The organism is Brachybacterium vulturis (assembly GCF_043641765.1).
In the GTDB taxonomy this organism is placed as follows: domain Bacteria; phylum Actinomycetota; class Actinomycetes; order Actinomycetales; family Dermabacteraceae; genus Brachybacterium; species Brachybacterium vulturis_A.
Window position 1 is genome coordinate 13,077 of record NZ_JBHZRO010000008.1, and the last position, 25,999, is coordinate 39,075.

The 25,999-nt window shown below is 71.9% G+C and carries 21 protein-coding genes and 1 tRNA gene; 14 read left to right on the plus strand and 8 right to left on the minus strand.

Annotation, left to right across the window (positions count from 1 at the left end; genetic code table 11):
- Window positions 1-38: 38 nt before the first annotated feature.
- Together ACHUEU_RS07845 and ACHUEU_RS07850 are read right to left on the minus strand one after the other, a co-directional pair.
- Complete coding sequence (locus ACHUEU_RS07845) at window positions 39-1,466, minus strand: flavin-containing monooxygenase (RefSeq protein WP_394215367.1); 1,428 nt, start codon at window positions 1,464-1,466, stop codon at window positions 39-41.
- Between the two features lie 166 nt (window positions 1,467-1,632).
- The gene (locus ACHUEU_RS07850) at window positions 1,633-2,673 is read right to left on the minus strand and encodes an N-acetylglucosamine kinase (protein ID WP_394215368.1); all 1,041 of its coding nucleotides are present in this window, start codon (window positions 2,671-2,673) and stop codon (window positions 1,633-1,635) included.
- Between the two features lie 149 nt (window positions 2,674-2,822).
- On the opposite strand from ACHUEU_RS07850, the gene ACHUEU_RS07855 reads away from it, so the two are divergent.
- The 6 genes from ACHUEU_RS07855 to ACHUEU_RS07880 all read left to right on the plus strand — a co-directional run bounded on the left by ACHUEU_RS07855 (window position 2,823) and on the right by ACHUEU_RS07880 (window position 11,494).
- Entirely contained in the window at window positions 2,823-3,797 is a 975-nt protein-coding gene (locus tag ACHUEU_RS07855) for an N-acetylmuramic acid 6-phosphate etherase (protein WP_394215369.1), read from the plus strand.
- A gap of 123 nt (window positions 3,798-3,920) precedes the next feature.
- Complete coding sequence (locus ACHUEU_RS07860; protein WP_394215370.1) at window positions 3,921-5,210, plus strand: O-acetylhomoserine aminocarboxypropyltransferase/cysteine synthase family protein; 1,290 nt, start codon at window positions 3,921-3,923, stop codon at window positions 5,208-5,210.
- 59 nt (window positions 5,211-5,269) lie between these two features.
- On the plus strand, window positions 5,270-5,974 hold the full coding sequence (locus tag ACHUEU_RS07865) for an HAD family hydrolase (protein ID WP_394215371.1): 705 nt from the start codon (window positions 5,270-5,272) through the stop codon (window positions 5,972-5,974).
- Window positions 5,971-6,675 (plus strand): HAD family hydrolase, encoded by a 705-nt coding sequence (locus ACHUEU_RS07870; protein WP_394215372.1) that lies wholly within the window; start codon window positions 5,971-5,973, stop codon window positions 6,673-6,675. Before ACHUEU_RS07865 ends, ACHUEU_RS07870 begins: the two co-directional genes overlap by 4 nt.
- A gap of 154 nt (window positions 6,676-6,829) precedes the next feature.
- Window positions 6,830-8,857 carry a thioredoxin-like domain-containing protein gene (locus tag ACHUEU_RS07875; protein ID WP_394215373.1) on the plus strand — a complete coding sequence of 676 codons (2,028 nt, stop codon included), beginning with the start codon at window positions 6,830-6,832 and terminating at the stop codon, window positions 8,855-8,857.
- A 108-nt stretch (window positions 8,858-8,965) separates the two neighbouring features.
- Window positions 8,966-11,494, plus strand: a complete 2,529-nt coding sequence (locus ACHUEU_RS07880) for a sodium/proton-translocating pyrophosphatase (protein ID WP_394215374.1) — start codon at window positions 8,966-8,968, stop codon at window positions 11,492-11,494.
- Between the two features lie 15 nt (window positions 11,495-11,509).
- Here ACHUEU_RS07880 and ACHUEU_RS07885 read toward each other — a convergent pair whose 3' ends face one another.
- Complete coding sequence (locus tag ACHUEU_RS07885) at window positions 11,510-12,085, minus strand: TetR/AcrR family transcriptional regulator (protein ID WP_394215375.1); 576 nt, start codon at window positions 12,083-12,085, stop codon at window positions 11,510-11,512.
- A 117-nt stretch (window positions 12,086-12,202) separates the two neighbouring features.
- Window positions 12,203-12,273: transfer RNA gene (locus tag ACHUEU_RS07890), tRNA-Gly, on the minus strand.
- A 195-nt stretch (window positions 12,274-12,468) separates the two neighbouring features.
- Between ACHUEU_RS07890 and dcd the strand changes: the two genes are divergently transcribed.
- Window positions 12,469-13,062, plus strand: a complete 594-nt coding sequence (gene dcd, locus ACHUEU_RS07895) for a dCTP deaminase (protein WP_096802265.1) — start codon at window positions 12,469-12,471, stop codon at window positions 13,060-13,062.
- Window positions 13,059-13,889, plus strand: a complete 831-nt coding sequence (locus ACHUEU_RS07900; protein WP_394215376.1) for a hypothetical protein — start codon at window positions 13,059-13,061, stop codon at window positions 13,887-13,889. Before dcd ends, ACHUEU_RS07900 begins: the two co-directional genes overlap by 4 nt.
- Before the next feature lie 81 nt (window positions 13,890-13,970).
- Here the strand turns inward: ACHUEU_RS07900 and ACHUEU_RS07905 are convergent, their stop codons facing one another.
- Window positions 13,971-15,344 (minus strand): MFS transporter, encoded by a 1,374-nt coding sequence (locus ACHUEU_RS07905; RefSeq protein ID WP_394215377.1) that lies wholly within the window; start codon window positions 15,342-15,344, stop codon window positions 13,971-13,973.
- A gap of 153 nt (window positions 15,345-15,497) precedes the next feature.
- Between ACHUEU_RS07905 and ACHUEU_RS07910 the strand changes: the two genes are divergently transcribed.
- Genes ACHUEU_RS07910 through ACHUEU_RS07935 form a run of 6 tightly spaced genes read left to right on the plus strand, consistent with a single transcriptional unit; the run spans window position 15,498 to window position 22,250 of the window.
- The gene (locus ACHUEU_RS07910; protein WP_394215508.1) at window positions 15,498-18,422 is read left to right on the plus strand and encodes a Na+/H+ antiporter subunit A; all 2,925 of its coding nucleotides are present in this window, start codon (window positions 15,498-15,500) and stop codon (window positions 18,420-18,422) included.
- The gene (locus ACHUEU_RS07915) at window positions 18,412-19,026 is read left to right on the plus strand and encodes a Na(+)/H(+) antiporter subunit C (protein WP_394215378.1); all 615 of its coding nucleotides are present in this window, start codon (window positions 18,412-18,414) and stop codon (window positions 19,024-19,026) included. Before ACHUEU_RS07910 ends, ACHUEU_RS07915 begins: the two co-directional genes overlap by 11 nt.
- Entirely contained in the window at window positions 19,023-20,603 is a 1,581-nt protein-coding gene (locus tag ACHUEU_RS07920) for a Na+/H+ antiporter subunit D (RefSeq protein ID WP_394215379.1), read from the plus strand. The genes ACHUEU_RS07915 and ACHUEU_RS07920 overlap by 4 nt, the downstream gene beginning before the upstream one ends.
- Window positions 20,600-21,139 (plus strand): Na+/H+ antiporter subunit E, encoded by a 540-nt coding sequence (locus ACHUEU_RS07925; RefSeq protein ID WP_394215381.1) that lies wholly within the window; start codon window positions 20,600-20,602, stop codon window positions 21,137-21,139. Before ACHUEU_RS07920 ends, ACHUEU_RS07925 begins: the two co-directional genes overlap by 4 nt.
- On the plus strand, window positions 21,136-21,663 hold the full coding sequence (locus ACHUEU_RS07930; protein ID WP_394215382.1) for an MrpF/PhaF family protein: 528 nt from the start codon (window positions 21,136-21,138) through the stop codon (window positions 21,661-21,663). Before ACHUEU_RS07925 ends, ACHUEU_RS07930 begins: the two co-directional genes overlap by 4 nt.
- Window positions 21,660-22,250, plus strand: a complete 591-nt coding sequence (locus ACHUEU_RS07935) for a cation:proton antiporter (RefSeq protein WP_394215383.1) — start codon at window positions 21,660-21,662, stop codon at window positions 22,248-22,250. The genes ACHUEU_RS07930 and ACHUEU_RS07935 overlap by 4 nt, the downstream gene beginning before the upstream one ends.
- 174 nt (window positions 22,251-22,424) lie before the next feature.
- Here the strand turns inward: ACHUEU_RS07935 and ACHUEU_RS07940 are convergent, their stop codons facing one another.
- The 3 genes from ACHUEU_RS07940 to ACHUEU_RS07950 all read right to left on the minus strand — a co-directional run bounded on the left by ACHUEU_RS07940 (window position 22,425) and on the right by ACHUEU_RS07950 (window position 25,864).
- Window positions 22,425-24,098 carry a formate--tetrahydrofolate ligase gene (locus ACHUEU_RS07940; RefSeq protein WP_394215509.1) on the minus strand — a complete coding sequence of 558 codons (1,674 nt, stop codon included), beginning with the start codon at window positions 24,096-24,098 and terminating at the stop codon, window positions 22,425-22,427.
- A gap of 208 nt (window positions 24,099-24,306) precedes the next feature.
- The gene (locus tag ACHUEU_RS07945) at window positions 24,307-25,398 is read right to left on the minus strand and encodes a type I restriction endonuclease (RefSeq protein ID WP_394215384.1); all 1,092 of its coding nucleotides are present in this window, start codon (window positions 25,396-25,398) and stop codon (window positions 24,307-24,309) included.
- Window positions 25,399-25,501: 103 nt separating this feature from the next.
- Complete coding sequence (locus ACHUEU_RS07950; protein WP_394215385.1) at window positions 25,502-25,864, minus strand: hypothetical protein; 363 nt, start codon at window positions 25,862-25,864, stop codon at window positions 25,502-25,504.
- Window positions 25,865-25,999 lie beyond the last annotated feature (135 nt).

The following is a 25,999-nucleotide window of genomic DNA, read 5'->3' on the forward strand; positions in this document are numbered from 1 at the left end:
AGAGGTCAGATTTCTGGTGGCGGGCCCCGCCTCCGGGGTCAGGCGAAGAGCTCGCGCACGGAGCGCAGCCGCGCCAGCAGCGTGTCGCGGTCGACCTGCGGCACCAGCTGACCCTCTGCCTCGTGGGCGGATGCCGCAGCGCGGCGGGCGGTGACCTTCTGCGCGCCGAGCAGACCCTCGACCCGACCGCGCACCCCCGCGGGGGCGGTGGCGGGCTTCGCGGGCACGGCGGCCTCGGACCCTGCCCGCACCCGGCGGAACTGCTCGAGCGCGGGGGAGGAGCCCTGCACGGTGGCGGCCAGCATGTAGGCGGCGATGTCCGCCTGCTCGACGAGGATCGGCAGCACCCCGCCGGAGACCCGCTGCTGACCGAGGATCACCAGGTCGTCGCGGCCCCGGGCGAAGGCGCCGAGGAACAGGTCCGGTGCCCCGGAGGCGGTGCGCGGCACCACGTCCTGGGGGAGGTGGGCCGCCCGGGACTCGTAGCCGGTGGCCAGCACGATCAGATCCGGGGCGAAGCGCAGCTGCCCGGCGGGGGAGCCGGTGCCCCGATGCGTGATCGTGCCCTCGGCATCCACGCCGGTCACCTCGCCGGCCGGTGTGATCCGGCCCTCCCGCACCCGATCCAGCACGTCGTCGGAGATGATCACCGCGTCCTCGAGCAGGGGTGCTGTGGGCGCTGGCAGGCCCACGTCGGCGGGATGGCCGACGGTGCGGCGGATCACGGTCTCGGCGATCTTCGCGTTCAGCCCGCCGAGCACGGACGGCTCGCGGGAGGCGGCGACATCGCCCGGGACACCGGCGATGCGGCGCGGCACGACCCAGTGGCCCGTCCGCATGGACCAGCGCACCTCGAGGGCGCGGCGGGCGGCGTCGACCGAGATGTCGGCGGCGGACTGCCCCGAGCCGACCACCAGCACCCGCTGCCCCTCGAGCCCGTCGGCCCCGGTCCAGTCCTTGGCGTCGATGACCCGTACCGAGGAGGGGACCTCGGCCGCCCACTGCGGGCGGTGGGGGTGCTCGGAGATGCCGTGGGCGGAGATCACCGCTCGGTAGATCCCGATCTCCCCGGTGGAGAGCTCCACCTCCCAGACCCCGTCGCCGAAGGGGCGGGCGCTGCGCACCGCGGTGCCGGGGTGGAAGTGCTCGGTGAGATCGTGCCGGGCCGCGTAGGCGCGCAGGTACTTCGCCATCTGGGTGGGGGAGAGGTACTCCGGGAAGGAGACGGGCCGGAGCAGGTCCTCGTACTCGGTGAACTCGCGGGAGGAGATCATCTCCATCGTGGGCCACACCGGGGAATCCTCGCGCTCCGGGTTCCAGATCCCGCCGACATGCGGAGCCCGGTCCACCAGGTCGAAGGGGACCTCCAGCGCCTTCAGCGCCGCAGCGGCGGCGAGGCCGGCAGGGCCGGCACCGATGATCAGCACCTTCTCGCGGGTGGGGATCGGGTCGTGGAGATCGGGCATCGAGGGGAGCCTTCTTCCGTGTCGTGCGGCGCGCGGTGCCCGGCACGGTCCCGGGCCCCCGGCTCAGCGGCGGGCGGTCGCTGGCCATCCTAATCGTCGTGCGCGGGCCGGGTCGCCGCTTCGCGACGGGCTCGACGGTGGCGGGTGTGGCCGAGGTGGTGCGGGATCAGCGCAGAGCCTCGCCCGCCTGCTCACGAGCCAGGAGCAGGGCGCCGGGCAGCCCGGTGGGAGCGGTGGAGAGGGAGCGCCCTGCGGCCCGCAGCCCGGCCGTGACCTCGTCGTGGATCGGTCCGGTCCCGGTCAGCACGGAGCCGGCCAGCACCACCGGCATCTCCGCCTGCGGATCCAGGGCCTGCACCGTGTCGAGCACGTGCGTGATCGCGGCGTCGAGGATCCCGCGCGCCACCGGGTCCTCGGGAATCCTCCCGGGCACCGGCGCGAAGCGGCCCAGTGCTGCCGGGGCGCCGGCGGGGAGCTGCTCGTCGAGAGCGCGGATGAGGTCCTGTCGCGGGTCCCCGGTGCTCGAGGGCGGCAGTCGGTCCGCGCGCAGGTCCAGGCCGAGCAGGGTGCCGATCTCCTCGGTGAGCCGGGTGCGCCGCCCGCGGCTGTCGAGATCCGCGGCGACCGCCTCGAGGGTGCGTCGTCCCAGCCAGACCGCGGAGCCGATGTCCCCGAGCAGCCACCCCATCCCGTCCCGGCGGGCGACGGCCTGCCGGTCGTGGAACCGCACGGCGACCGCTCCGGTGCCGGCCAGCACCAGCAGCCCGTCATCGCCCACGCCCCCGGCGAGGAAGGCGGTGTGCAGGTCATCGGTGATCTGGATCCGCGCGGCCTCGATGCCGAGCGCCCGCAGCCGCTCGCCGACCGCATGATGCACCTCGGCGGCGCGCGCCGGACCGGCGCCCGAGATCCCCAGGGCCACGGCGGCGACCTCGCCGTGCCCGCCCAGCGCGGCCCGCCCGCGCTCGAGCACTTCGCGCGTCGTGGCGGCCACGTGGTCGAAGGCGTCGGCGCCGGAGGAGCGCAGGTTCGCCCCCGGGCCCTCGGCCTCGGCGATCACCGCGCCGTCCAGCGGCGCGAGCACCAGGCGGGAACTGGTCCCGCCGATGTCACCGGCGATCACCAGCAGCGGCGGGGACTCGTCGTGCGTCGACCCCCTGCCCGCCGGCTCCCTGCGCGACGGCCCCGGGGCGGCTGCCTCGACCATGTGGCTCCCCTCGTGTGGCTGATGCCCACATGGTAGGCCGGGCCCGGGGACGGATCCCGATACGCTGGGGCTCCGTCGGCACGCACCGCCGGCCCCTCGGGCCCTGCGCGGAACGAACGCCGCCCCGCCCCCGACCCCAGGAGCCCGACGTGAGCCACCCGCCGCGGGACCGCACGACCCTCGACGCCAGCCTCATCGACCTCGCCTCGCCGACCGAGGAGCGCAATCCGGCCAGCACCGAGCTCGACGCCCTCGACGCCCGCGGGATGGTCGACGTGATCCTCGGCGAGGACGCGACGGTCGCCGCGGCGGTCCAGGCCCGAGCCGGGGAGATCGCCGCGCTGGTCGAGGTGTGCGTGCAGGCGATCTCCGCCGGCGGCACCGTCCACTACCTCGGCGCCGGCACCTCCGGGCGCCTCGCGGTGCTGGACGCCGTCGAGCTCGCCCCCACCTTCAATGCCGACGACTCGATGGTCACCGCCCATCTGGCCGGCGGCCACGGGGCCTTCCTCACCGCGGTCGAGGGCGCCGAGGACTCGACTGCGGCCGGTGCCGAGCTGGTGCGCGAGCAGTGCCGCCGAGGCGACGTCGTGATCGGACTGGCCGCGAGCGGTCGCACCCCCTTCGTCGGCGGAGCGCTCGAGGCGGCCCGCGCCGCCGGCATGCCCACTGCGCTGATCTCCGCGAATCCGCAGGCGGAGCTGGCAGGGCTCGCCGACCACCCGATCCTGCTGGACGTCGGCCCCGAGGTGGTCACCGGCTCCACCCGGATGAAGGCCGGCACGGCCCAGAAGCTCACCCTGAACGCCCTGTCCACCGCGATGATGGTGCGGCTGGGCACCACCTTCGGGAACCTGATGATCGACGTGCGACCCACCAACGCGAAGCTGGTCGCACGCACCGTGCGGATGCTGGTCCAGGCCAGCGGCCAGAGCCCGCAGCACGCTGCCGCGGTGCTCGAGGCCGCGGGCGGCGAGGTGCGCCCCGCGCTGGTCGCGCTGCTGTCCGGCGCCGAGGTCGAGGCCGCCGCGGAGGTGCTCGAGCAGTTCCCCCGCGATGCCCGGCGCCTCGGCGACCCGGCCGGGATCCGCTCCGCGGTGGCCGCCCTCGACGCCCGCAGCTGAGACCGGCGGTCCGGTCGGCGAGCGAGCATCGACGCGGCATGTTCATCCGCGTTCACGATCCTCGGCGCAGCGCCCCTGCACAGGTCAGGCTGGGTCCCTCACCGTCCCAGGAGGAGCCCCGCCATGACCGAGCAGTCGCAGAAGTTCGAGACCCTGACCATCCACGCCGGCCAGGCACCCGACACCGATGCCGGTTCGCGTGCGCTGCCGATCCACCAGACCACGAGCTTCGTGTTCCCCTCGGCGCAGTCCGCCGCGGACCGCTTCGCGCTGGCCGAGGCCGCCCCGATCTACACCCGCATCACCAATCCCACGCAGGCCGTGGTCGAGGACCGGATCGCGGCGCTCGAGGGCGGTGCCGCCGGACTGCTGCTCGCCTCCGGACAGAGCGCGATCACGCTGTCGATCCTGAACCTCGCCGGCGCCGGGGACTCCGTCGCCGTCTCCCCGAGCCTGTACGGCGGCTCCTTCAACCTGTTCAAGCACACCCTGGGCCGTCTGGGCATCACCGCGCAGTGGGTGGCCGACCCCACCGATCCGGCGTCCTGGCGCGCCGCGGCCGACGAGACCACCCGGGCCTTCTTCGTCGAGTCGATCCCGAACCCCAAGCAGGACATCCCCGATATCCGGGCGCTCGCCGACGTCGCCCACGAGATCGGGGTCCCGCTGATCGTGGACAACACCGTCGCCACCCCCTTCCTGCTGCGCCCGCTCGAGCACGGCGCGGACATCGTCGTGCACTCGGCGACCAAGTTCCTCGGCGGCCACGGCACCTCGATCGCCGGCGTGATCGTGGACGGCGACAGCTTCGACTTCGCCGCCCACGCCGAGAAGTACCCGCAGTTCAACCAGCCCGACGAGTCCTACAACGGCCTGGTCTTCGCAGGCCTGCCCGCGGCCTTCGCGACCCGAGCCCGCACCAACCTGCTGCGCGACCTGGGTCCGGCCGTCTCCCCGTTCAACGCCTTCCTCATCGGGCAGGGGCTGGAGACGCTGCCGCTGCGCATGGAGCGCCACCTGGAGAACACCCACCAGGTCGCCGCCGTCCTGGAGGCCGACGACCGCGTGGGCGCCGTGACCTGGGCGTCCCTGGACTCCTCGCCGTACAAGGCCACTGCGGACCGCTATCTCCCCCAGGGGGCGGGCAGCGTGCTCGGCTTCGTCCTGCCCGGCGGGCTCGAGGCCGGCAAGCGCTTCGTGGACGCGCTCGCCCTCCACTCCCACGTCGCGAACATCGGCGATGTGCGCTCCCTGGTGATCCATCCCGCCTCGACCACCCACTCCCAGCTCAGCGAGGAGGAGCAGCGCGCCGCCGGCATCGAGCCGGGCTTCGTGCGGCTCTCGGTGGGCATCGAGCACATCGACGACATCCTCGCGGACATCGAGCAGGGCCTGGTCGCGGCCACCGCCTGAGCCGGACGCGCCCGCCGGGACCAGCGGGCGCGCAGGGGAGGGCCGATAGCCTGGACCGCATGACCTCCGATCCCCTCGCCCCCGTCACCTCCCCGCTGGATCAGTGGCCCCCGCGCTGGGCCCCGACGGCGGTGATCTTCGACTGCGACGGGCTGCTGGTGGACACCGAGGGCCAGTGGGTCGCGCTGCAGGAGGACTACCTCGCCCGCCACGGTGCCTTCCTGGAACCGGCGACCCGGCGCATGATCACCGGCCGCGCCGCGGACCTGGTGGTGCTCACGCTCGCCGAGGCCGTCGGCAAGGATCCCCACCAGGTCGGGGCGGAGCTGCTGGCCGAGCATCGCGAGCACATCGGCGAGGGCCTCACGCCTCTGCCCGGTGCGCTGGAGACCCTGCGGTCCATCGCCGCGGTGCGGCCGATCGCGGTCGCCTCCAACTCGCCGCGGGACATGCTGGACACCAAGCTCGACACGCTCGGCCTCACCGAGCTGGTCGACGTCTCGATCGCCATCGAGGACGTCACCGAGCCCAAGCCCGCCCCGGACATGTACCTCGCCGCGGCGCAGGCGCTCGGCGCGGACCCGGCCGACTGCCTCGGCTTCGAGGACTCCGAGACCGGTGCGGACGCCGCCCGCGCGGCCGGGCTGCAGCTGATCGCCGTGCCCTCGATCCCCGGTCAGGAGCCCCGGGCGCCGCGCCGCCTCGCCTCCCTCGCCGATCCCGTGCTCGCCCGGTGGATCTCCGCCTGGGAGCCGCGCCGATGAGCGCCGGCACCCCACCGGTGGGAGCGGCCGAGATCCCTCCGCGCTTCGCCGCGGCCTTCGGCGACTGGACGCCGCAGGCCATCGTCTTCGACTGCGATGGGCTGCTGCTGGACACCGAATCCGTCTGGCAGCTCGCCGAGGACCGAGTGGTCGCCGCCCACGGGGCCGTGCTCGAGGCGGCCGATGCGGCGCTGCTGCACGGCTCGACCCTCGAGGCCGCCGCGGAACTCATCGCCCGCCGCAGCGGCCAGGACGAGCAGGTGGTCCGCGCGGATCTCGTCCGAGAGTTCGACGACGAGCTCGCCGCCGGCGTCCGCACCCTGCCCGGTGCCGCCGAGATCCTGGGACTGGCCGGGGCGAAGGTGCCGCTGGGCTGCGCGTCGAACTCGTGGCTCGAGGCGCTCGAGGAGAAGCTGCGCCGGGGCGGGCTCCGGGAGCATTTCACGGTGCTGGAGGCCTCCGACACCGTCGAGCATCCCAAACCCGCCCCGGACATGTACGCCGCGGCCGCCCGAGCCCTGGGCGCCGAGCCCTCCCGGGTGCTCGCCTTCGAGGACTCCGGCACCGGGGCGCAGGCCGCCCGCGACGCCGGACTGCGGCTGATCGCGGTCCCCACCGGTGGACATCCGGCACCCCCGGCGGATCTCGCGCTCACCGCGCTCACCGACCCGGACCTCGCGGCCTGGATCGCGAGCTGGTGAGACCGCCCTGCCGAGGGACCCCGGATCCCGTCGGCCGCCGCGGAGGTGAGCGCCCCGACGCCGGTGCCCAGGGCGCGGGTCGGCTCGCTCACATGAGGCCCACAGGTGACCGGAAGTTGGCCCCGCGGCGTCGATCCGGTGTTCACTGGACCCCATGAGCACATCGCCGGACCCGTCCACGCCTCTGACAGCCCGCGCCCGTGGCTCCGCCCTGCGCGGCCGCGGCTGGCTGAACACCGGGGGCGAGGAGCTCGACCTCGAGACGCTGCGCGGGAAGATCGTGCTGCTCGACTTCTGGACCTTCTGCTGCGTGAACTGTCTGCACGTCCTGGACGAGCTGCGCCCGCTGAAGGAGAAGTGGGCCGATGAGCTGGTGGTCATCGGCGTCCACTCCCCGAAGTTCGAGTTCGAGAAGGACCCCGAGGCGCTGGCCGCGAACATCGAGCGGTACGAGGTCACCCACCCCGTGATCGACGATCCCGAGCTGGAGACCTGGAGCGAGTACGGCGCCCGCGCGTGGCCCACCCTGATGGTGCTGGACACCCACGGCCGCATCGCCGGCAACCTCTCCGGCGAGGGGCATGCCGCGAACCTCGACCAGCTGGTCACCCAGCTCGTCGCCGAGGCGGAGGCCGACGGCTCCCTGCGGCGCGGGCCCGCGCCCACCGTGCTCCCCGAGCGGACCCCGCAGACCCTCCGCTTCCCCTCGAAGCTCGCGCCGATGCCGGACGGGCGCCTGGCCGTCTCCGACGCCGGCCAGCACCGGCTGGTCATCTTCGAGAACGACGGCGCGACCGTCGACGCGGTCATCGGCACGGGCCAGCGGGGCCACCGCGACGGCGACGAGCAGACCGCACAGTTCGCCGAGCCGAACGGAGTGCTCGCGCTGCCGTCCGAGATCGCCGACGAGGTCGGCTACGACCTGCTGGTCGCCGACACCGCGGGCCACCGCCTGCGCGGGGTCAAGGTGGGCCAGGACCGACTGCTGCGCTCCCGCACCGCGACCGAGGTGACCACCGTCGCCGGCTCGGGCGCCCAGTGGATGCAGGGCGAGCCGCTGCCCCGCGGCGAGGGCGACGCCCGCACCTTCGCTCTGTCCACCCCATGGGACCTGACCTGGTCGCACGTGCTGGGCCGCGCGGTGATCGCGATGGCCGGCATCCACCAGCTGTGGACCTTCGACCCGGTCACCGGGGCGATCATGGTGCTCGCGGGCACCACCCAGGAGGGTCTGGTCGACGGCCCCGCCGTCACCTCCTGGTGGGCGCAGCCCTCCGGCCTGGACGAGCTGCCCGACGGCCGGATCGCGATCGCCGACTCCGAGACCTCCGCCGTGCGCGTGCTGGACCCGCGGAGCATGCAGGTGAGCACCCTGGTGGGGCAGGGGCTGTTCGACTTCGGGCATGTGGACGGGCCCGCCGGGGCCGCCCGCCTCCAGCACCCCCTGGCCGTCACCGCGCTGCCCGACGGCCGTATCGCCGTCAGCGACACCTACAACGGCGCGATCCGGCTGATCGAAGAGGCGGCGACCGACGGAGCGAGCGCCACCACCGGCGGCATCACCGCGCTCAGCGGCATGGTCGGGGTGGCGGACCAGCCGGGCGCGGGCCCCGGCGGGACGGCGGGCGAGGCGGCGCCGGCACCGGGCGAGGCCCATGTGGTCACCGTCGCCACCGACCTCAAGGAGCCCTCGGACGCGATCGTCGGCCCGCCGATCGACGGCATCGGCCAGCTCATCGTCGTCGAGTCCGGCATGCACCGGATCACCTGGGTCCCCGTCGCCAAGGCCGCCGAGCGCATGATCGACATGGGCGCGCAGCGCTCCGAGCGCCCGGTCACCGAGGTGGGTCCCGGCCCGCTCACCGTGCGGGTGCTGTTCACCCCGCCGACCGGTCACAAGCTCGACGACTCGCTCGGCCCCGCCACCCAGGTGACGATCTCGACCACCCCCACCTCGATGCTGACCGCCGGTGCCGGGGTGGACACCGCGCTGGAGCGCACGCTCGAGCCGGACCCCGCCTACACCGAGGGCGTGCTGCACGTCAGCGCCCGCGCCGCCTCCTGCGATGCGGATCCCACGATCGAGTTCCCCGCCTGTCACATGCACCAGCAGGACTGGGGCGTGCCGATCCGGATCGTCGATGGTGCCCCCACCCATCTCGATCTCTCGCTGCTCGCCTGAGCCGGTGATCGCAGCGCTCATCCTGCTCGGTTATCCTCGGCCGCCGGAGCCCCGCTCCGGTGTGTCCTCCCGCTCGGCCCGCCGAGCCCCGTCGTCGGAAGCTCTCACGTGGACCTGATCACGCAATTCCCCCTGGGCGACGATCTCGCCTGGACCCTCCTGGCGCTCGGCGTCCTCGCCATCGCGGCGCTGGTCACCGGAGCCGTCGTCCCCAGTCGGATGCGGCGCGACGAGGACAGCGAGGAGCTCGACGAGGATCTGGGCCGTCGGCTCGGCGGGCAGCTGCTCTCCGCCGGCTCGATCATGCTGTGGGTGGGGCTGCCGCTGGCGGTGCTGCTGTACCTCGCGCCGGGCACGACCGACGACCGCCTGCTGCGCTCCGGCCTGCTGCTGGTGGGTCTCGCCCTCGGCGCGCTCGCCGCCTGGCGCGGGATCGCGGTGCAGCTGGCGGCCCTGGGACTGGACGCCGAGCGGCGCCCGGCGATGATCCCCCGCCTGGGAGCGCTCACCGTCACCGGCGCGCTGGCGCTGGCCCTGCTGCCCACCGTCATCATCATCTGGTTCCTGCAGACCACCGCCGGTCCGGCACTGATCGCCCTCGCCGGCGGGGCGGCGATCTCGGCGCTCGCGATCCGGGTCTGCGCCGCACCGGTGGACGCCGCGGCCTCCGCCTCGGCGCTCCTGGTCGGCACCGACGAGCACGAGCTGGACGCGGAGGATCCGGCGAACCTGGGCGGCCCGCACCTGCGCAGCGCCCGCATGGCGTCCCGCGGCGGCGCGCTGAGCGCGGACCTGGTCGCCGTCGCGACCGCGGTCGCCGGCGTCGGGGTGCTGCTGGGCGTTCCGGTCCTGGCCGCCGAGGGCTTCATCGTGGTGCTCCTGGGCCTCGGTGCGGCGATGCTCGCCGCAGCCGTGGTCGCGGTGATGCCGCATCTGGGCACCCCCGGCCACGAACGCGGCGCCCTGCGCCTGGGCGGGCTGATCCCCGCGGTGCTGGGCGGGGTCGGAGCGGTCGCCGCCGCCGCGCTGTGGATCCCCTCCCGCTACAAGGACCTGCGCTTCGAGGACGTGGGCCTGGAGGACTTCACCGATCCCGCCATCACCGGCGGCACCCCGACACCGCGCGAGCAGCTCGAGCCACAGATCGAGCAGGCGCTCACCGACATGGGGCAGTGGATCTCCGCGACCGACGAGTCCCAGCATGCCAGCGCCTTCCTCGACATGATGGGCCTCTACTCGATCACCCCGAACGCGGTGGTCGCGGTCGCTCTGGGGCTGGGCGCCCTGACCGCTCTGGCCACCGTGGTGCTGCTGGGCGGCACCGGGCACCGCCTCGGAGACACCGTGCTGCGGACCGCGCGCACCAGCCGCACCGGCGGAGCGCTCGGCATCACCGCGGGCCTGGGATCGACCGCACTGACCGCTGCGGGAGCCGTGGCGCTGCTGGTGCTGATCACCACCGTGATCTCCGTGCTCTCCGCGGGCGTGCCGGCACTCGCGCTCGCGCTCCTGGCCCATGCCGCGCTCGGTGCCCTGATCGTGGTGGCGGCACATGCCGGCTCCCTGCTGGCGAGCACCGTCGCCGACCGCCCGGACACCGAGCCCGCACTGCAGGTCGCGGCCGCCGGTGCCGCCACCGGCCCCCGGGCCGCGCTGCTGATGGCCGGGGCGCTCACGGCACTGGGCGCCCTGGGGCCGGTGATCAGCGCCCTGCGCTCAGCGCCCCGGGCGGGGAGCGTCTGGGAGGACCGTGCCCTGCACGCCCTCACCCCCAGCTCCCTCACCCTGCTGGGCGGGCTCGGCCTCGGCGTGCTCACCGTGCTGCTGGTGAGCTCCGCACTCCTGGACGGTGCCCGCCGTCTGGGGGCGAGCGCGGTCGTCGAGACGCGCGCCTCCCTGCTCGAGGGCCGTGCCCGCGCCGAGCTGGTGGAGCTGACCGAGATGGTGCGCCGCGCCGCCGTCACCCCCGTGGTGATCGCCGTGCTGATGCCGGTCGTGGCCGGATTCGGACTGGGACCGGGCGCCCTGCCCGGGCTGCTGCTGGGCGTGGTGCTGACCGCTGCGGGCCTCGGCCTGTGGGCCTTCGGCGCAGGCTCGACCCTCGAGAGCGCGGCGGCCGTGATCGGCTCCGGCCGCTACGGCGGGCGCGGCTCCTGGGGCCACTCCGGGGCGCTCGGCGGCACCGTGCTGACCGGCGTGCTGCGCTCGACGATCGGCTCGGTCGCGCTGCCGCTGCTGCTGACCTCCGGCCTGCTCACGGCACTGTCCGTCAGCGCCGTGGTCGGCATGCACACCGACGACACCAGCCCCTTCCTGCGCTGGGGCATCGCCGTGATCGCCCTGGTCATCATGGTGGCCTGCTGGGTGATCGCCGCGACGGCCCCCGAGGTCGACCTGGAGGACGGGGAGGGCGAGATCGCCAAGCCGCTCTTCAGCCGCGCCGCGGAGGAGTCCGCCGACGAGCTCGAGGCGATGGACTGGGAGGCCGACGACGAGCACGTCGAGCAGGTGCCGGTGACGACGAAGACCTCGAAGTCCTCGAAGTCCTCGAACTCCTCGAAGACCTCGAAGACCTCGAAGACCGAGAAGGCTGCGAAGCGCCGGAAGCGGACGCAGCGGGGCGCGGACGAGGACTGACCTCCGCCGGGGCCGTCAGCCGGCGGCGCCGAGGCCCCGCAGCACGAAGTCCTCGAGAGCGGGGCGGGAGTACCGCTTGGCGGAGGAGCCCACCAGCAGGCCGTTGATGATCCGCACGGTGGAATCCACGTCCAGGTCCGCGGCGAAGTCACCGCTGGCGACGCCATCGGTGACGATGGTGCGCAGCACGTCCTCGATCAGCACCACGTGGTCGCGCATGCGGGCGGCCGTCTCCGGGGTCAGCGACGCGCCACCGGAGGTCTGCGGGACGTGGAAGGACACGTTGAGGTCGAGCTGGGTGTGCACGTACGCGATCGCGGCGTCCCGCGGGGTGGCGGAATCGCTGACCCCGGCCCGCAGCTGGGCGATGTAGTCCGTGGTCTCGTGGATCGCGTACTCCACCAGGAGGCTCTCGCGGTCCGGGAAGTGGTTGTACATCGCGGTGCGGCCCACGCCGGCCGCCGTCGCGATCCGCGAGAACGTCACCGACTCGAACTCCTGGGTCTCGAGCAGAGCGGCGAGCGCGGCGAAGATCTTCTCGCGAGTGCGCTGGCGATGCTCCTCAAGGGATCCTCCGATGATCTTGGGCATGCCGAATTCTTACACTTCCGCGCAGATCGACATAACCCTGGCGTCGCGCGCCCGTTCCGGACCCGCAGACCCTCCGCGAACGAAGAACGCCGGCCCCTGAGGGCCGGCGTCCGAGAGAGCGGGTGACGGGAATCGAACCCGCGCTATCAGCTTGGGAAGCTGAAGTTCTACCATTGAACTACACCCGCGAAGCGTTGCCCGATCCGCTCTGAGATCCCGGGGGATCGCCGTCACTCGAGCAACGCGGAACAGCATACCCCGAGAGGGCGGTGCTGTGCGAACCGCCTCGTGCGGCGGCGGTGCCCGCTCGCCTCGGCGTCGCGGTACGGCACGGTGATGGGACGGGGTGACCGCTGCCGCGCCGGGCGACTAGTCTGGGCGCCGTGCTGCTGAGCGATCGTGATATCCGAGCCGAGATCGATGCGGGTCGGGTCCGCCTGGACCCTTTCGACGAGACGATGATCCAACCCGCCTCCGTCGATGTGCGGATCGATCGCTTCTTCCGCCTCTTCGACAACCACAAGCACGCGATGATCGATCCCGCGCTCGAGCAGGCCGACCTCACCCGTGAGGTGGCGGTGGACCCGGACGAGGCCTACATGCTCCACCCGGGGGAGTTCGTGCTCGCCTCCACCTATGAGCAGATCACCCTGCCCGAGGACGTGGCCGCCCGGCTGGAGGGCAAGAGCTCGCTGGGCCGCCTGGGACTGCTGACCCATTCCACCGCCGGATTCATCGATCCCGGCTTCCAGGGCCACATCACCCTGGAGCTGTCGAACATGGCGACCCTGCCGGTGGCGCTCTGGCCCGGCATGAAGATCGGTCAGCTGTGCTTCTTCCGGCTCTCGAGCGCCTCCGATCGGCCCTACGGCAGCGCCGGCAATCTCAACCGCTACCTCGGCCAGCGCGGACCGACCCCCTCGCGCTCGGCCCAGAACTTCCATCGCACCCGCATCCCTGTGGAGGAGCAGCAGTGACCGCACCGGTCAGTCCGTCGACCGCCGAGCAGAGCCGTACCCGCCACCGTCTCCAGCTGCCGCGGGACACCGATCCCGCCGCCGTGCTGAACATGGTGCGCAACCTGCATCCGGAGGCGAGCACCGACACGGACGGCACGATCGAGCTCGGGGACGGGCTGCGACTGCTGCCGGACGGCTCGCCGCGCGGCGCGGGGCGCTGGACCCTGGATACCCCGCGGGTGCGGGAGGATCCGCAGCCGGAGTGGATGGGGGACTCCCACGGCTACGGGCGCGCCTTCCCCGACGGGGCGCCCTTCGGCACCGAACGGCAGGGCCTGGACCTCGCCTGGTCGCTGGGGCGTCGGCTCTACGGGGCCGTGGTCACCGATGCGGGTGTGCGCCTGGAGCCGCACCCCTTCCACATCCGGGACCTGACGGTGGTCAGCCCGCACGCGCTGGCCCCGGAGTCGCTCGCCGAGCTGCTGGGCCCGCTCGAGCCCGAGGCCGAGCTCGACCAGGTCCCCGAGGACGCGCCCCGCATCGGGTACAGCGTCACGATCCCGCTGGCGGCGGGGGAGGAGGCCTCCCTGCGGGTGGGTCGCAGCTCCCGCCCCACGGCGCTGCAGGCGCTGGGCTGGCTGGAGGAGGCGGTCGACTACGAGCTGGTGCATCTGCCCGCTGATCCCGAGGAGGACGCGATCGAGTCCCCGGAGCCGGAGACCGTCGAGCGCTGGCAGGCCGTCTACCAGCGGATCGGGATGATCGCCGGGCTGCTCACGGAGTCCGTCGGCGGCTTCGTCGTGGATCTCGAGGGCTTCCTGGTCGATCCGGCCGATCTCGTCTGAGCAGGGTCGGAGCGCGGAGGGGCGCCGCAGTCGCGCTCTGACCCGTCGGCCGACGTCGACCCTCGCACCGCTGAACTGTTCTCAGGAACTGCTCGGCAGCTCTCCGTCGCCGCTCGAGGCCTGCCCGGCGGCACCCAGCCGGATCGGCAGGAAGGCGATCAGTCCGATCGCGATCACCAGCACGATCCCGAGGATCCCGGTGCGGGTATCGCCCGCGATCGCGACGGTCGCGGCGAAGGCGGCGGTGCCCAGGAAGCCCAGCGCCCGCCCGGTGGTGGCGTAGAGCCCGAAGTTCTCGGTCTCCCGGCCCGGCTGTGAGAGCCGGGTGAGCAGGTTCCGCGAGGCGGACTGCACGGGGCCGACGAACAGGCAGATCGCGAGGCCCGCGATCCAGAACACCAGCGCCGAGGCGAGCAGCAGCACCACCAGACCGAGCACGATGATCCCGGCGCAGCCGATGATGATCACGAGGCGGGGGCCGAAGCGGTCGTCGACCTTGCCGCCGAGGAACACCCCGATCCCGGCGACCAGGTTCGCGGCGATGCCGAAGATGATGATCTGGACGGTGGAGAAACCGTACGCGTTGGCGGCCAGCACGCCGGCGATGGAGAAGACCGCCCCCAGCCCGTCGCGGTAGATCGCCGAGGCCACCAGGTACTGCAGCATGATCGGTTCCTCGCGGAACGCCCGGATCACGCGGCGGCCGATGTGCGCATAGCCCTGCCAGGGGTTCCACCGCTCCCCGGGCGCGGTGGCGGCGTGCTTCGGCGCCTTCAGCATCAGCGGCAGCGTGCCCACCAGGATCCACAGCGCGACGAACAGGGGGATCGCCCGAAAGTTCCAGCCGCCCTCGGCGGTGATGCCGAGCAGCCCGGTGCCGGGCATCACGAACAGCACCAGCACCATGCCCAGGCAGACGATCGAGCCCCAGTAGCCGACCGCCCACGCGGTGCCCGAGATGCGGCCGCGGTTGGCGGGGGTGGAGATCTCCGGCAGCACCGAGTTCACGAACACCCCGGCCAGCTCGCTGAACACGACGGCCAGCGCGATCAGCACCGCCCCGAGCACCAGGTAGTCGGCATCCAGCGCCACCATGGGCATCAGTGCGATGACGACCACCGTGGCCACGGTGGTGATCCGCAGCAGTGCATTGCGGGCACCGCCGCGGTCGGCGAGGTTGCCCAGCAGGGGGGCCAGCAGCGCGATCGCCACCGCGCCGATCGCCTGCCAGGTGGTGAGCACCCGCGAGCCGTGGTCCTGCGCGGCCTTGATCGCCTCCTCGCCGACCGCGCCCTCGGAGGCGACGGCGCTGGCGACGTAGGTCGCGAACACGAAGGTGAGGATCACCGAGCTGAAAGCCGACATCCCCCCGTCCCAGAGGGCGAAGGGGACGACGGGCGGACGCGTGCGACGGGCGGCGGGGGTGCGCGCAGCCGGCTCCGAGATGCTGGGCATGAGCACACTCTACGGAGCATGGGGGCCCGGGGTGGGGAGTCCGGGATCCGCCGAGATCCCCGCGTCCCGGTGCAGGATCGCCGAGCCCGCCTCCCGTAAGATGACACCGGCCCTTCCCCTCCCCCCGCCCGGACGGAGACCTCTGTGCTCACGATGCTGCTCGCCCATGTGGTGGCAGCGCTCGTGGCACCCCTGCTGGTGCGGCGGCTCGGCCGCAATGCGTTCTACCCGCTGGCCCTGATCCCCGGTGCCTCGGCCCTCTGGCTGGCATCGCTGGACCCCCGCGCTCTCGCCGGCTCGCCGCGCGAGATCTCCGTCACCTGGATCCCCGCTCTCGGCATCGACCTCGGGTTCCGCCTGGACACGCTGAGCTGGGTGCTGGCACTGATCGCCACCGGCATCGGGGCGATCGTGCTGCTGTACTGCGCGCGGTACTTCAAGGACACCGAACCCGGGCTGGGTCGCTTCGCGGGGCTGCTGACGGCCTTCGCCGGGGCGATGGTGGGCCTGGTGCTGGCCGACGACGTGATGATGCTCTACACGTTCTGGGAGCTGACCACGATCTTCTCCTACCTCCTGGTGGGTCACTACCAGGACCGGCAGGCCTCCCGCCGTGCCGCACTGAACGCCCTGATCTCCACCACCGCCGGCGGCCTGGCGATGCTGGTGGGGCTGCTGATGATCGCGGTGCCGGCGGGGTCGATGCGGCTCTCGGTGATCGTCGCGGATCCGATGTGGGAGCAGGCGGGGCCGTCCCTGATCACGGCGATGGCCCTGATCCTGGTCGGGGCGACGAGCAAGTCCGCGCTGGTGCCGACCCATTTCTGGCTCCCCGGGGCGATGGCGGCCCCCACCCCCGTCTCCGCCTACCTCCACGCCGCGGCGATGGTGAAGGCCGGGGTCTATCTGATCCTGCGCCTCGCTCCGGCGCTGACCCACCTCGAGGTGGTCACGATCGTCCTGGCGGCCGTCGGCGCGACGACCATGGTGGTGGGCGGCTGGCGCGCCCTGCGCCAGACGGACATCAAGCTGCTGCTGGCCTACGGCACCGTCTCCCAGCTGGGCTTCCTCACCGCCGTGGCCGGGGTGGCCACGCACGACGCGGTGATGGTGGCCCTGGCGATGCTGATCGCGCATGCGGTGTTCAAGGCGCCCCTGTTCATGGTCGTCGGCATCATCGACAAGAAATTCGGCACCCGTGACCTGAGGATGCTGTCCGGGGTGGGGCGGGCCGCGCCGATCATCGCCGCGATCGGCACCCTCTCGGCCGCCTCGATGGCGGCCGTCCCGCCGCTGTACGGCTTCGTCGCCAAGGAGGCGATCTTCACCGCGCTGTGGACCGCCGGCGGCTGGCAGCGCCTGCTGCTGCTCGCCCTGATCGCGGGCTCGATCCTCACCGTCGCCTATTCCTGGCGGTTCGTCCACGGCGCCTTCGGTCGCGCCCCGGGCGCTCCGCAGGTGGCGCGGCCGCGGATCGCGGTGCTCTACTGGCTGCCCCCGGCGGTGGTGGCCCTGTTCTCGGTCGGCCTGGTGCTGGTGGGCGGCCCGCTGGAGCAGACCCTGCGCGCCTTCTCCTCGATGCTGCCGAGGACCGGCGCCGAGGTGCATCTCGCCGTGGTCCCCCACCTCGGGATCCCGCTGCTGGCCTCCGTGGTCACCCTCGGGCTCGGCATCGTGACGTGCGCCCTCGCCCGCCCGGTCGCGAGGCTGCAGAAGAAGCTCTCCCCGCAGTCCTGGGCGGACGGCGGCCTGCTCGAGGCCTTCGACGCCGAGCGCGGCTTCCGGCGGATCCTGCGCGGGACCGACGCCCTGTCGATCGTGGCGACCACGCTGTTCCAGCGCGGCTCCCTGCCGTACACCCTGGGCACCATGCTGGTGGTGCTGATCGCGCTGGTCGCCCCGGTCGCGGTGACCCAGACCTCACCGCCGCAGAACCTGGTGCTCTTCCAGCACCCGGTCGAGCTGATCGTGCTGCCGGTGGCGGCGCTGGCCGCGCTCGGCGCCGCCCGCTCCCGTCGGCGGCTGCGCGCGGTCTTCCTCATCACCGTCACCGGCTACTGCGTGGCGCTGCTGTTCCTGGTCGTCGGCGCCCCGGACGTCGCCATCACCCAGGCGCTGGTGGAGACCGCGATGACGGTGGTGCTGGTGCTGGTGATGCGGCGCCTGCCGCTGCACTTCTCCCGTCGGCCGCTGCGGATCGGGGCCTGGGCACGCTGGGGGATCGCGATCGCGACCGCCGTGGTGCTGTGCGGCGGGACGCTGTACGCGGCCGATGCCCGCTACCGTGCGGCGCTCGGACCAGGGCTCATCGAGAAGGCCTTCACCATCGGCGGCGGCCACAACGTCGTCAACGTGACGCTCGTCGATGCCCGCGTCTGGGACACCATGGGCGAGATCGCGGTGCTCCTGGTGGTGGCCACGGGAGTGGCGTCGCTGGTCTTCGTCACCCGTCGTGAGCGGCCGATCGCCCGGGTCCGCGACCTGGAGTCCAAGACCTCCATCTGGCGTCGACGCGTCGGCTCGCAGCTGCCGCAGAACGCGCTGGACTTCGACGCCCGCCCGGATGACGTCGCCGGCGGCAACCGCTGGCGCACCTGGCTGTCGGCCGGGCTGACCCTCGCGCCGGAGCGGCGCATGGTGGTGCTCGAGGTCATCACCCGCATCGCCTTCCCGATGATGATGATGTTCTCGATCTACCTGCTGATGGCCGGGCACAACCTGCCCGGAGGCGGTTTCGCCGGGGGCCTGGTGGCCGGCCTCGCCCTGGCGCTGCGCTATATCGCCGGCGGTCGCTACGAGCTGAGCGAGGCGGCGCCCGTGCAGGCCGGCTTCGTCCTCGGTGCCGGCATGGCGATCGCGGTCCTGTCCGGCGTGCTGCCGCTGCTGCTGGGCGGCAACGTCTTCTCCACCGCGACCCCGGTCGTGCAGGTGCCGCTGCTGGGCGAGCTGCACGTCCCCAGCGCCCTCCTCTTCGACATCGGCGTCTACCTCGTCGTGCTCGGCGTGATGCTCGACTTCCTGCGCTCCCTCGGCTCCCAGATCGACCAGCAGCAGGAGGCGGAGACCGATGCCCGTTAGCCTCGCCCTGCTGCTGACCGCCGGAGTGCTGGTCGCCTGCGGCGTCTACCTGGTGCTCGAACGCACCCTGTCCCGGATCGTGCTGGGATTCGTGCTGCTCGGCAACGGGGTGAACCTGCTGTTCATCATCGCGGCCGGGAAGCCCGGTCTGCCTCCCTTCGAGGGCAGCGCCGATCCCGCGCAGATGACCGATCCGCTGCCCTTCGCGATGGTGCTCACCGCGATCGTGATCTCGCTGGGCATCACCGCCTTCGGCATGGCCCTGGCCTATCGGGCCTGGCAGCTGTTCGGCCATGACGAGGTCCCTGACGACGTCGAGGACCGGCGGGTGCTGCGGCGGCGGCGCCGACGGACCGAGGACGCCGAGCCCCTGCCCTGGTCACAGGCGCTCTCCGAGGAGTCGCGACGGGGCGCGCTGGCCCAGTCCCAGGGAATGTTCCGGCCGGAGAACGAGGACCCGCTGGGCTCGGACCTCACCAGCGCCGAGGACGTCCCCCAGGATGCCACCGAGGCCGACGAGGGCTACGAGCCGCTGCCACCGCGCGGCGGACGACGCCGCGCCGGGACCGCGCACGAGCACCCCGAAGGGCGAGGTGAGGGATGAGCATCGAGCTCCTGCTCGCCCTGCCGGTGATGCTCCCGCTGGGCGGCGCGGCCTTCACGCTGCTGCTGCGCCACTACGCCACGATCCAGCTCTGGATCGCGATCCTCACCCTGCTCGCGATCGTCACCGTCGCCCTCGTGCTGGGCTACCACGTCATCCAGGACGGGGTGCTGGTCCTCCAGATCGGCAACTGGACCCCGCAGCTGGGCATCGTGCTGGTCGCGGACCGGTTGACGGCGCTGATGCTGCTGGTCTCCAGCGTCGTCACCCTCGCGGTGCTGGTGTACTCGAGCGCGCAGACGGTCAGCGAGAACATCGAGCGCACCCCGGTGGCGATCTACCACCCCACCTACCTCGCGCTGGTGGCCGGGGTGTCGATGGCCTTCCTCGCCGGGGACCTGTTCAACCTCTACGTGGGCTTCGAGGTGCTGCTGGCGGCCAGCTACGTGCTGCTCACCCTCGGCGGCTCCGCCAGCCGGGTCCGAGCCGCCACCACGTACGTCATCGTCTCCCTGCTGAGCTCGGTGATCTTCCTGGCCGCTGTGGCCGCGGTGTACTCCGCCGTCGGCACCGTCAACCTGGCGGAGATGGCCGTGCGACTGGACGGGCTGGATCCCGGCACCCGGATGATCCTGGAGCTGATGCTGCTGGTGGCCTTCGCCATCAAGGCGGCGATCTTCCCGCTGAGCGCCTGGCTGCCGGACTCCTATCCCACGGCCCCGGCCCCGGTCACCGCCGTGTTCGCGGGCCTGCTCACCAAGGTCGGCATCTACGCGATCCTGCGCCTGGAGACCCTGCTGTTCCCCGCCTCCCAGACCTCGACCCTGCTGCTGGTGGCGGCGGCGCTGAGCCTGGTCATCGGTATCTTCGGCGCGGTGGCGCAGACGGACCTCAAGCGCGTGCTGTCCTTCACCCTGGTCTCCCACATGGGCTACATGCTGTTCGGCATCGGGATGACCACCCAGATGGGCATGGCCGCGACCATCTACTACGTTGTCCACCACATCACCGTGCAGTCCACGCTGTTCCTGGCCGCCGGGCTGATCGAGCATCGCGGCGGCACCACCAACCTGATCAAGCTCGGCGGCCTGCAGAAGCTCGCGCCCATGATCGCGGTGCTGTTCTTCATCCCGGCCATGAACCTCGCCGGGATCCCCCCGTTCTCCGGCTTCATCGGCAAGGTGGGCCTGATCGAGGCCGGCATCGCCTACGACCGCACCTCCGGCTGGTTCCTCATCGGCATCAGCGTCCTGACCAGCCTGCTCACCCTGTACGCGATCGCCAAGATCTGGAACCGCGCCTTCTGGCAGGAACCCAGCGCGGAGATCATCGCCCGGGACGTCCCGCTGCCGAGGATGATGGGCGGGGCGACCGCCGCGATGATCGTGTTCACCCTGGCCCTCACCGTGCTGGCCGGCCCGCTGATGACCTATGCGGACTCCGCGGCGAGCTCGGTCCTGGAGCGGGTCCCGTACGTCAGCGCGGTGCTCGGCGACGAGGCCGCCCAGGAACTGGAGTACCGGATCGACCACGCGGGCCAGCGGCTCGACGGCGAGGGACAGGAGGTCGAGGAATGATCGTGCGACGACTCCGGGACCTGCGCCGCTCCTGGGTGTGGATGATGCTCTCGGTGGCCCTGTGGTGCCTGCTGTGGGGCGGGCTCGACCTCAAGAACCTGCTCGGGGGACTGGTCGTCGCCCTGGCGGTGTTCGTCCTGTTCCCGATGCCGCCCACCGGTCACGAGCTGACCCTGCGGCCGCTGCGCTTCACCCGGTTCGCGCTGCGCTTCCTCGCCGACTGCACGGTCTCCGCCGTCCAGGTCGGATACTTCGCCCTGCGACCCGGCCCGCAGCCGCCCAGCTCCGTGATCGCGGTGACCATGGCCTCGCGCTCCGACTTCTTCCTGACCTTCACCGGGGTGCTGTGCACCCTGATCCCCGGGTCCGTGGTGGTGGAGGCCCAGCGCGCCACCGGCACACTGTTCCTGCACACCTTCAACGCCGGCACGCCCGAGGCCGTGGAGAAGGCGCGCACCAGCGTGCGCGCGCAGGAGGAGCGGCTGCTATGGGCCGTCGGACGCCGCGAGGTCCTCGAGGAGGCGGGTCTGCGATGAGCAGCTTCGAGCTCGTGCTGCTGGTCTTCGCCGCCGTCCTCGCCGCGGCCGCGCTGGGCGTCGTCTACCGGATGATCGTCGGCCCCACCATCCTGGACCGGGCGCTCGCGAGCGACTCCCTGGTCACCCTGGTGGTGATGGGGATGGCGCTGTACGCCGCAGAGTCCGGCACGGACTGGGCCGGCCCGGCGATGCTGGGCCTGACGGGCCTGGCCTTCATCGGCACCGTCACCTTCGCCCGCTTCGTCGCGCGCGAGGACTCCCGGCAGGGGATCCAGAGCCGCTATGCCGCCGAACCGGTCACCGAGACCGCACCGCATGAGGCGATCCACCCCGATCCGACCACGGGCCCGGTCCCGGAGGACGGGCCCGATCACCGCTCCGCACCGGCCCCGGAGAAGGACCCCTGGGGCGCGGAGGATCCCCGCGAGGACCCCGAGCGACCCGGGGAGTCGGAGACGGGCGGCTTCGGGGCCGAGGGACGGCACCGGTGGCCCGAGGAACCGACGGAGGGGGAGCGGTGACGATCATCGAGATCATCTCCGCCGTGCTGATCGGCGGCGGGCTGCTGCTGGGCGTCGTCGCGGCCATCGGCCTGAACCGCTTCGACGGCGTGCTGATGCGCCTGCACGCCGCGTCCAAGCCGCAGGTGCTGGGCCTGATCCTGGTCTTCGCCGGGGCCGCGCTGGCGGCGAGGTCCTGGTCCCTGGCGGCCTTCCTGCTGGTGGTCCTGCTCGCGCAGATGCTCACGGTGCCGGTCGCCAGCGTGATGGTGGGGCGGGCCGCCTTCCGTCGCGGCTTCGTGCGCGGCGGCGACTACGCCATCGACGAGCTCACGCCGCGGCTGGCCGGGACCGGGGACGACGACGATGACGATGACGGCTTCCTCGACGAAGAGGGCGATGACCACCTGGGCATGGCCGACGGCCGCCACGACCGCTTCCCGGAGAACGTGGTCACCGTGCGGATGGAGCCGCTGACCGATCCGAACTGGGAGGAGCCCGAGGGCGGCGCCGCCGAGATCGAGGACGAGGCCATCATCGACATCGATCTCGAGGACGAGACCGAGCTCGAGGCCGAGCAGGTCGCCGAGCGCCGCCCCCGGCACTGAGCCGTGCGTCCGGCGGCCGGTGGCGTGGCCCAGGCCGGTCCGGGGCCGGGCGGCAGGGATCGTCAGGATCCGTGCCACGATCTGCGCGGACGTGGAACGGATCCTGACGATCCCCGCGGCTGGCCGGCTCCGGTACCTGCGGCTGGCCGGCTCCGGTACCTGCGGCTGGCGCGCTCAGAACAGGCCGATGGCCTCCCCGCCCTCGGTGACGCCCATGCGCAGCGCCGCCGGTTCCCTCGGCAGGCCGGGCATCGTCATCAGTGCTCCGGTGAGCGCGACCACGAAGCCGGCACCGATCTTCGGCACCAGGTCCCGCACATGCAGCACATGCCCGGTGGGGGCGCCCAGCGCCGTGGGATCGTCGGAGAAGGAGTACTGGGTCTTGGCCACGCAGACGGGCAGGGTGTCCCAGCCGTTGCGCCTGAGCATCCGCAGCTGGGCCGGGGCACGGTCCTCGAAGACGACGTCGTCGGCCCCGTAGATCTCGCGGGCCAGGGTGCGCAGCGTCGCCTCGATGCCGGCGGCCGGGTCGTAGAGGTGGCGGAAGTCGGGCTCGTCCTGCTCGATCGCGGCGAGCACCTGCTCGGCGACCTCCAGACCGCCCTCGCCGCCCTTCGCCCACACCTCCGAGAGCGCCGCCCGGAATCCCTGCTCCCGCGCCCAGCCCAGCACCGCCGCGAGCTCCGCCTCGGTATCGGTGGGGAAGCGGTTCAGCGCGATCACCGGCTCGATCCCGAACTTGCGCATGTTCTCCACGTGCCGGGCGAGGTTCGCGGTGCCGGCCATGGCGGCGTCGACGTCCTCGGTGGCGAGGTCGCTCTTGGCGACACCGCCGTGCATCTTCAGCGCGCGCACGGTCGCGACCACCACACCGGCGTCGGGGGAGAGGCCGCCCAGGCGGGCCTTGATGTCCAGGAACTTCTCCGCCCCGAGGTCGGAGCCGAAGCCGGCCTCGGTGACGGTGATGTCCGCCAGCGACAGCGCCAGCTGGGTCGCGGACAGCGAGTTGCAGCCGTGGGCGATGTTCGCGAAGGGACCACCGTGCACGAGCGCCGGGGTCCCGCCGAGGGTCTGGACCAGGTTCGGCAGCAGTGCATCCTTGAGCAGCATGGTCACGGCGCCGCCCACGCCGAGGTCGGCGACGCTGACGGGTTCGCGGTCGTAGGTGAAGCCCACCACGATGCGATCGATACGGGCCTGCAGGTCCTGCAGGTCGGTGGCCAGGCACAGCACCGCCATGATCTCCGAGGCGACGACGATGTCGAAGCCGTCCTCGCGGGGCACGCCCTGGGTGGGGCCGCCGAGACCGATGGTGACCCTGCGCAGGGCCCGGTCGTTGACGTCCAGGACCCGTTTCCACTGGATCCGGCGCGGGTCGATGTTCAGCGCATTGCCCTGGTGGAGGTGGTTGTCGACCAGGGCGGCCAGGGTGTTGTTCGCGATCTGGATGGCGTGGAAGTCGCCGGTGAAGTGGAGGTTGATGTCCTCCATCGGCACCACCTGGGCGTGGCCGCCGCCGGTCGCACCGCCCTTGATGCCCATGATCGGTCCCAGCGCGGGCTCGCGCAGCGCCACCATCGTGCGATGGCCCTGCAGGGTGAACGCGTCGGCCAGGCCGACGGTGGTGGTCGACTTGCCCTCGCCGGCCGGGGTCGGCGACATCGCCGAGACCAGCACCAGCCGGCCCGTCCTCCCCGTCGGCGTCATCCTGCGCACATCGATCTTGGCCTTGTACGCGCCGTAGGGGACCAGAGCCTCCCCGGGCACGCCGGCTCGCTCGGCGATCTCGGTGATGGGCCGCAGGGTCGCCGCCTGGGCGATTTCGAGGTCCGGGTTCTCGGCAGACATCATCGTCCTCCAGGGTGTCGTGCCCGGGCCCGCCCGGGCGGTCTGCGGGTCAGCCTACGGGGGCCGGAGCGGGAAAGAGCGGGATCTTGGGACCTGTATGGCGCGCACTGAGAGACCCGAGGGCCGACGGACCCGGGCGAACCCAGCAGATTCCGTCAGAGCTCGCTCGGTAAGGCAGGCGCTGGGCGCGTCAGCCGCCCCGCCGGGTTCAGGCGTACCGCTGGACTGCCTCTCGGATCATCTCGGAATGCGAGTAGATCTCGTCGAGCGACTCAACAGGGTGTCGCGTCTCGACCTTCGCTTCATCGAGCAACCCGAGGTACTTCTGACGGGTGTTGAAGTGAAGCCTCGCCACCGGCTTTCGGTTGTTGTCGTCGAGGAGGATCGTGAAGTAGGACTTCTGATCACGGTGGACGATGCGATGGGGCTTCACTTCGCTACAGGCAATCGCCTTGACGATCTGGTAGGCCTCGAGCTCCTCGAGAGTCGTCTCGATCTCGGTGTCACGCTCGAGGTCCTCTTCGGCAACCTGTTGGCTGGACACCTCGCTGGTAGGCGCGGTCTCCACGGACGCGATGACGCCAGCGCCCAGCGCGGTCTTGAGCCGATCGTTCACCTGCTCGGTGAGGAACTGCTTGGACGCCTTCCGGACCAGGCTGGTGAACTGCTCACGGACCTTGGCCGTGAACATCCCGTCGTAAACACGCGTGGTGAAGAAGCGGATCCAATCGTCAGACGGCTCACGGAACTGCGCTGCGATCTCGCGACGGATGGCTCCTACGTACTTGAGCTCCTCGGCGGCATTGATGATCGAGTCCAGGTCGAAGCTCTCCTTGCTGATCTTCTGGATCTCAGGGATCAGAGTCTCGTCGATGTCGAGGAGGTCGAGGACGAGGAACGGCTTGGAATCCATCTTGTTCGGCGCGTCCAGGTCGGTGTAGAACTGCCAGACGACCCCGTTCGTCAGGACCGCCAGGCGCGCGTTCGTGGTGCCGAAGTAGCGGAAGAGCTGAGAGGCGTTCTCGATGTTGAGCGGCTTGAGGGACGCCTTGCACTCGATGAGGATCTGCACCTCGTTGTCGCGGACGATGGCATAGTCGACCTTCTCCCCGCGCTTGACGCCAACGTCCGCAGTGAATTCCGGGACCACCTCTAGCGGGTCGAAGACGTCATAGCCCAAGATCGAAGCGATGAACGGCATGACGAAGGCGTTCTTCGTCGCCTCCTCGGTCTCTATGGCAGAGGCCTGATTGCGAACCTTGGTCGCCAGCGCCTCGAGCCGCTCACTGAACTCAGCCATGAATCTTCGTACCTTCCTGTCGTCCTGCGAGATCTACCACTCAGCTCACAGTAGCCACCTGGTCAGACAAAACAGGTGGAACTACGAAATCAACTATTCAATTTCAATCTGCGGCGAGCCAGCACCTCGACGCCTTCCCCTCCGGGGCGTCGAGGACGGAGGGTCGGCTGGCCATCGCCATCACCAGGTCGCGCAGGGCACCGCGCACCGGGGGACTCTCGCCCACGGCGACGGAGTCGCCCGCCGCCTCCAGACGCTGCCAGTTGACCAGCGTGCTGCTGGAGACCGCGAAATCCTTCCGGTCGAGGAATTCGGCCCCGATCTGCGCCGCCTCCCGTGAGGGCCGGCGCGGATCGAGGCCCAGTGACCGGGCGATGTCCTGCCCGTGGACCACGATGTCTCCGAGCGCCCCCGCGGCCTCGTCGAACGGGGCGACGGCGGAGGGGGCGGTCGCGCGGAAGTCCACGAGGGCGTCCTCAGGGCCACGCGCTTGGAGCGGAGCAGGGAGGACGAGAACGTCATGCGTCACGAAATGACGGTAGGCGCGGCGTGCGTGGCGCACAAGATCAAGGATTTCGCGGGCATCTTGACATGAGGCACT

Bases quoted from the DNA above. Each gene is read 5' to 3' on its own strand.
- ACHUEU_RS07930 (WP_394215382.1), top strand. From the start codon at position 21,136: ATGAGCAGCTTCGAGCTCGTGCTGCTGGTCTTCGCCGCCGTCCTCGCC.
- ACHUEU_RS07885 (WP_394215375.1), bottom strand. From the start codon at position 12,085: ATGCCCAAGATCATCGGAGGATCCCTTGAGGAGCATCGCCAGCGCACT.
- ACHUEU_RS07905 (WP_394215377.1), bottom strand. From the start codon at position 15,344: ATGCCCAGCATCTCGGAGCCGGCTGCGCGCACCCCCGCCGCCCGTCGC.
- ACHUEU_RS07850 (WP_394215368.1), bottom strand. From the start codon at position 2,673: ATGGTCGAGGCAGCCGCCCCGGGGCCGTCGCGCAGGGAGCCGGCGGGC.
- ACHUEU_RS07915 (WP_394215378.1), top strand. From the start codon at position 18,412: ATGCCCGTTAGCCTCGCCCTGCTGCTGACCGCCGGAGTGCTGGTCGCC.
- ACHUEU_RS07925 (WP_394215381.1), top strand. From the start codon at position 20,600: ATGATCGTGCGACGACTCCGGGACCTGCGCCGCTCCTGGGTGTGGATG.
- ACHUEU_RS07845 (WP_394215367.1), bottom strand. From the start codon at position 1,466: ATGCCCGATCTCCACGACCCGATCCCCACCCGCGAGAAGGTGCTGATC.
- ACHUEU_RS07875 (WP_394215373.1), top strand. From the start codon at position 6,830: ATGAGCACATCGCCGGACCCGTCCACGCCTCTGACAGCCCGCGCCCGT.
- ACHUEU_RS07865 (WP_394215371.1), top strand. From the start codon at position 5,270: ATGACCTCCGATCCCCTCGCCCCCGTCACCTCCCCGCTGGATCAGTGG.
- ACHUEU_RS07860 (WP_394215370.1), top strand. From the start codon at position 3,921: ATGACCGAGCAGTCGCAGAAGTTCGAGACCCTGACCATCCACGCCGGC.
- ACHUEU_RS07920 (WP_394215379.1), top strand. From the start codon at position 19,023: ATGAGCATCGAGCTCCTGCTCGCCCTGCCGGTGATGCTCCCGCTGGGC.
- ACHUEU_RS07940 (WP_394215509.1), bottom strand. From the start codon at position 24,098: ATGTCTGCCGAGAACCCGGACCTCGAAATCGCCCAGGCGGCGACCCTG.
- ACHUEU_RS07870 (WP_394215372.1), top strand. From the start codon at position 5,971: ATGAGCGCCGGCACCCCACCGGTGGGAGCGGCCGAGATCCCTCCGCGC.
- ACHUEU_RS07945 (WP_394215384.1), bottom strand. From the start codon at position 25,398: ATGGCTGAGTTCAGTGAGCGGCTCGAGGCGCTGGCGACCAAGGTTCGC.
- ACHUEU_RS07910 (WP_394215508.1), top strand. From the start codon at position 15,498: ATGCTGCTCGCCCATGTGGTGGCAGCGCTCGTGGCACCCCTGCTGGTG.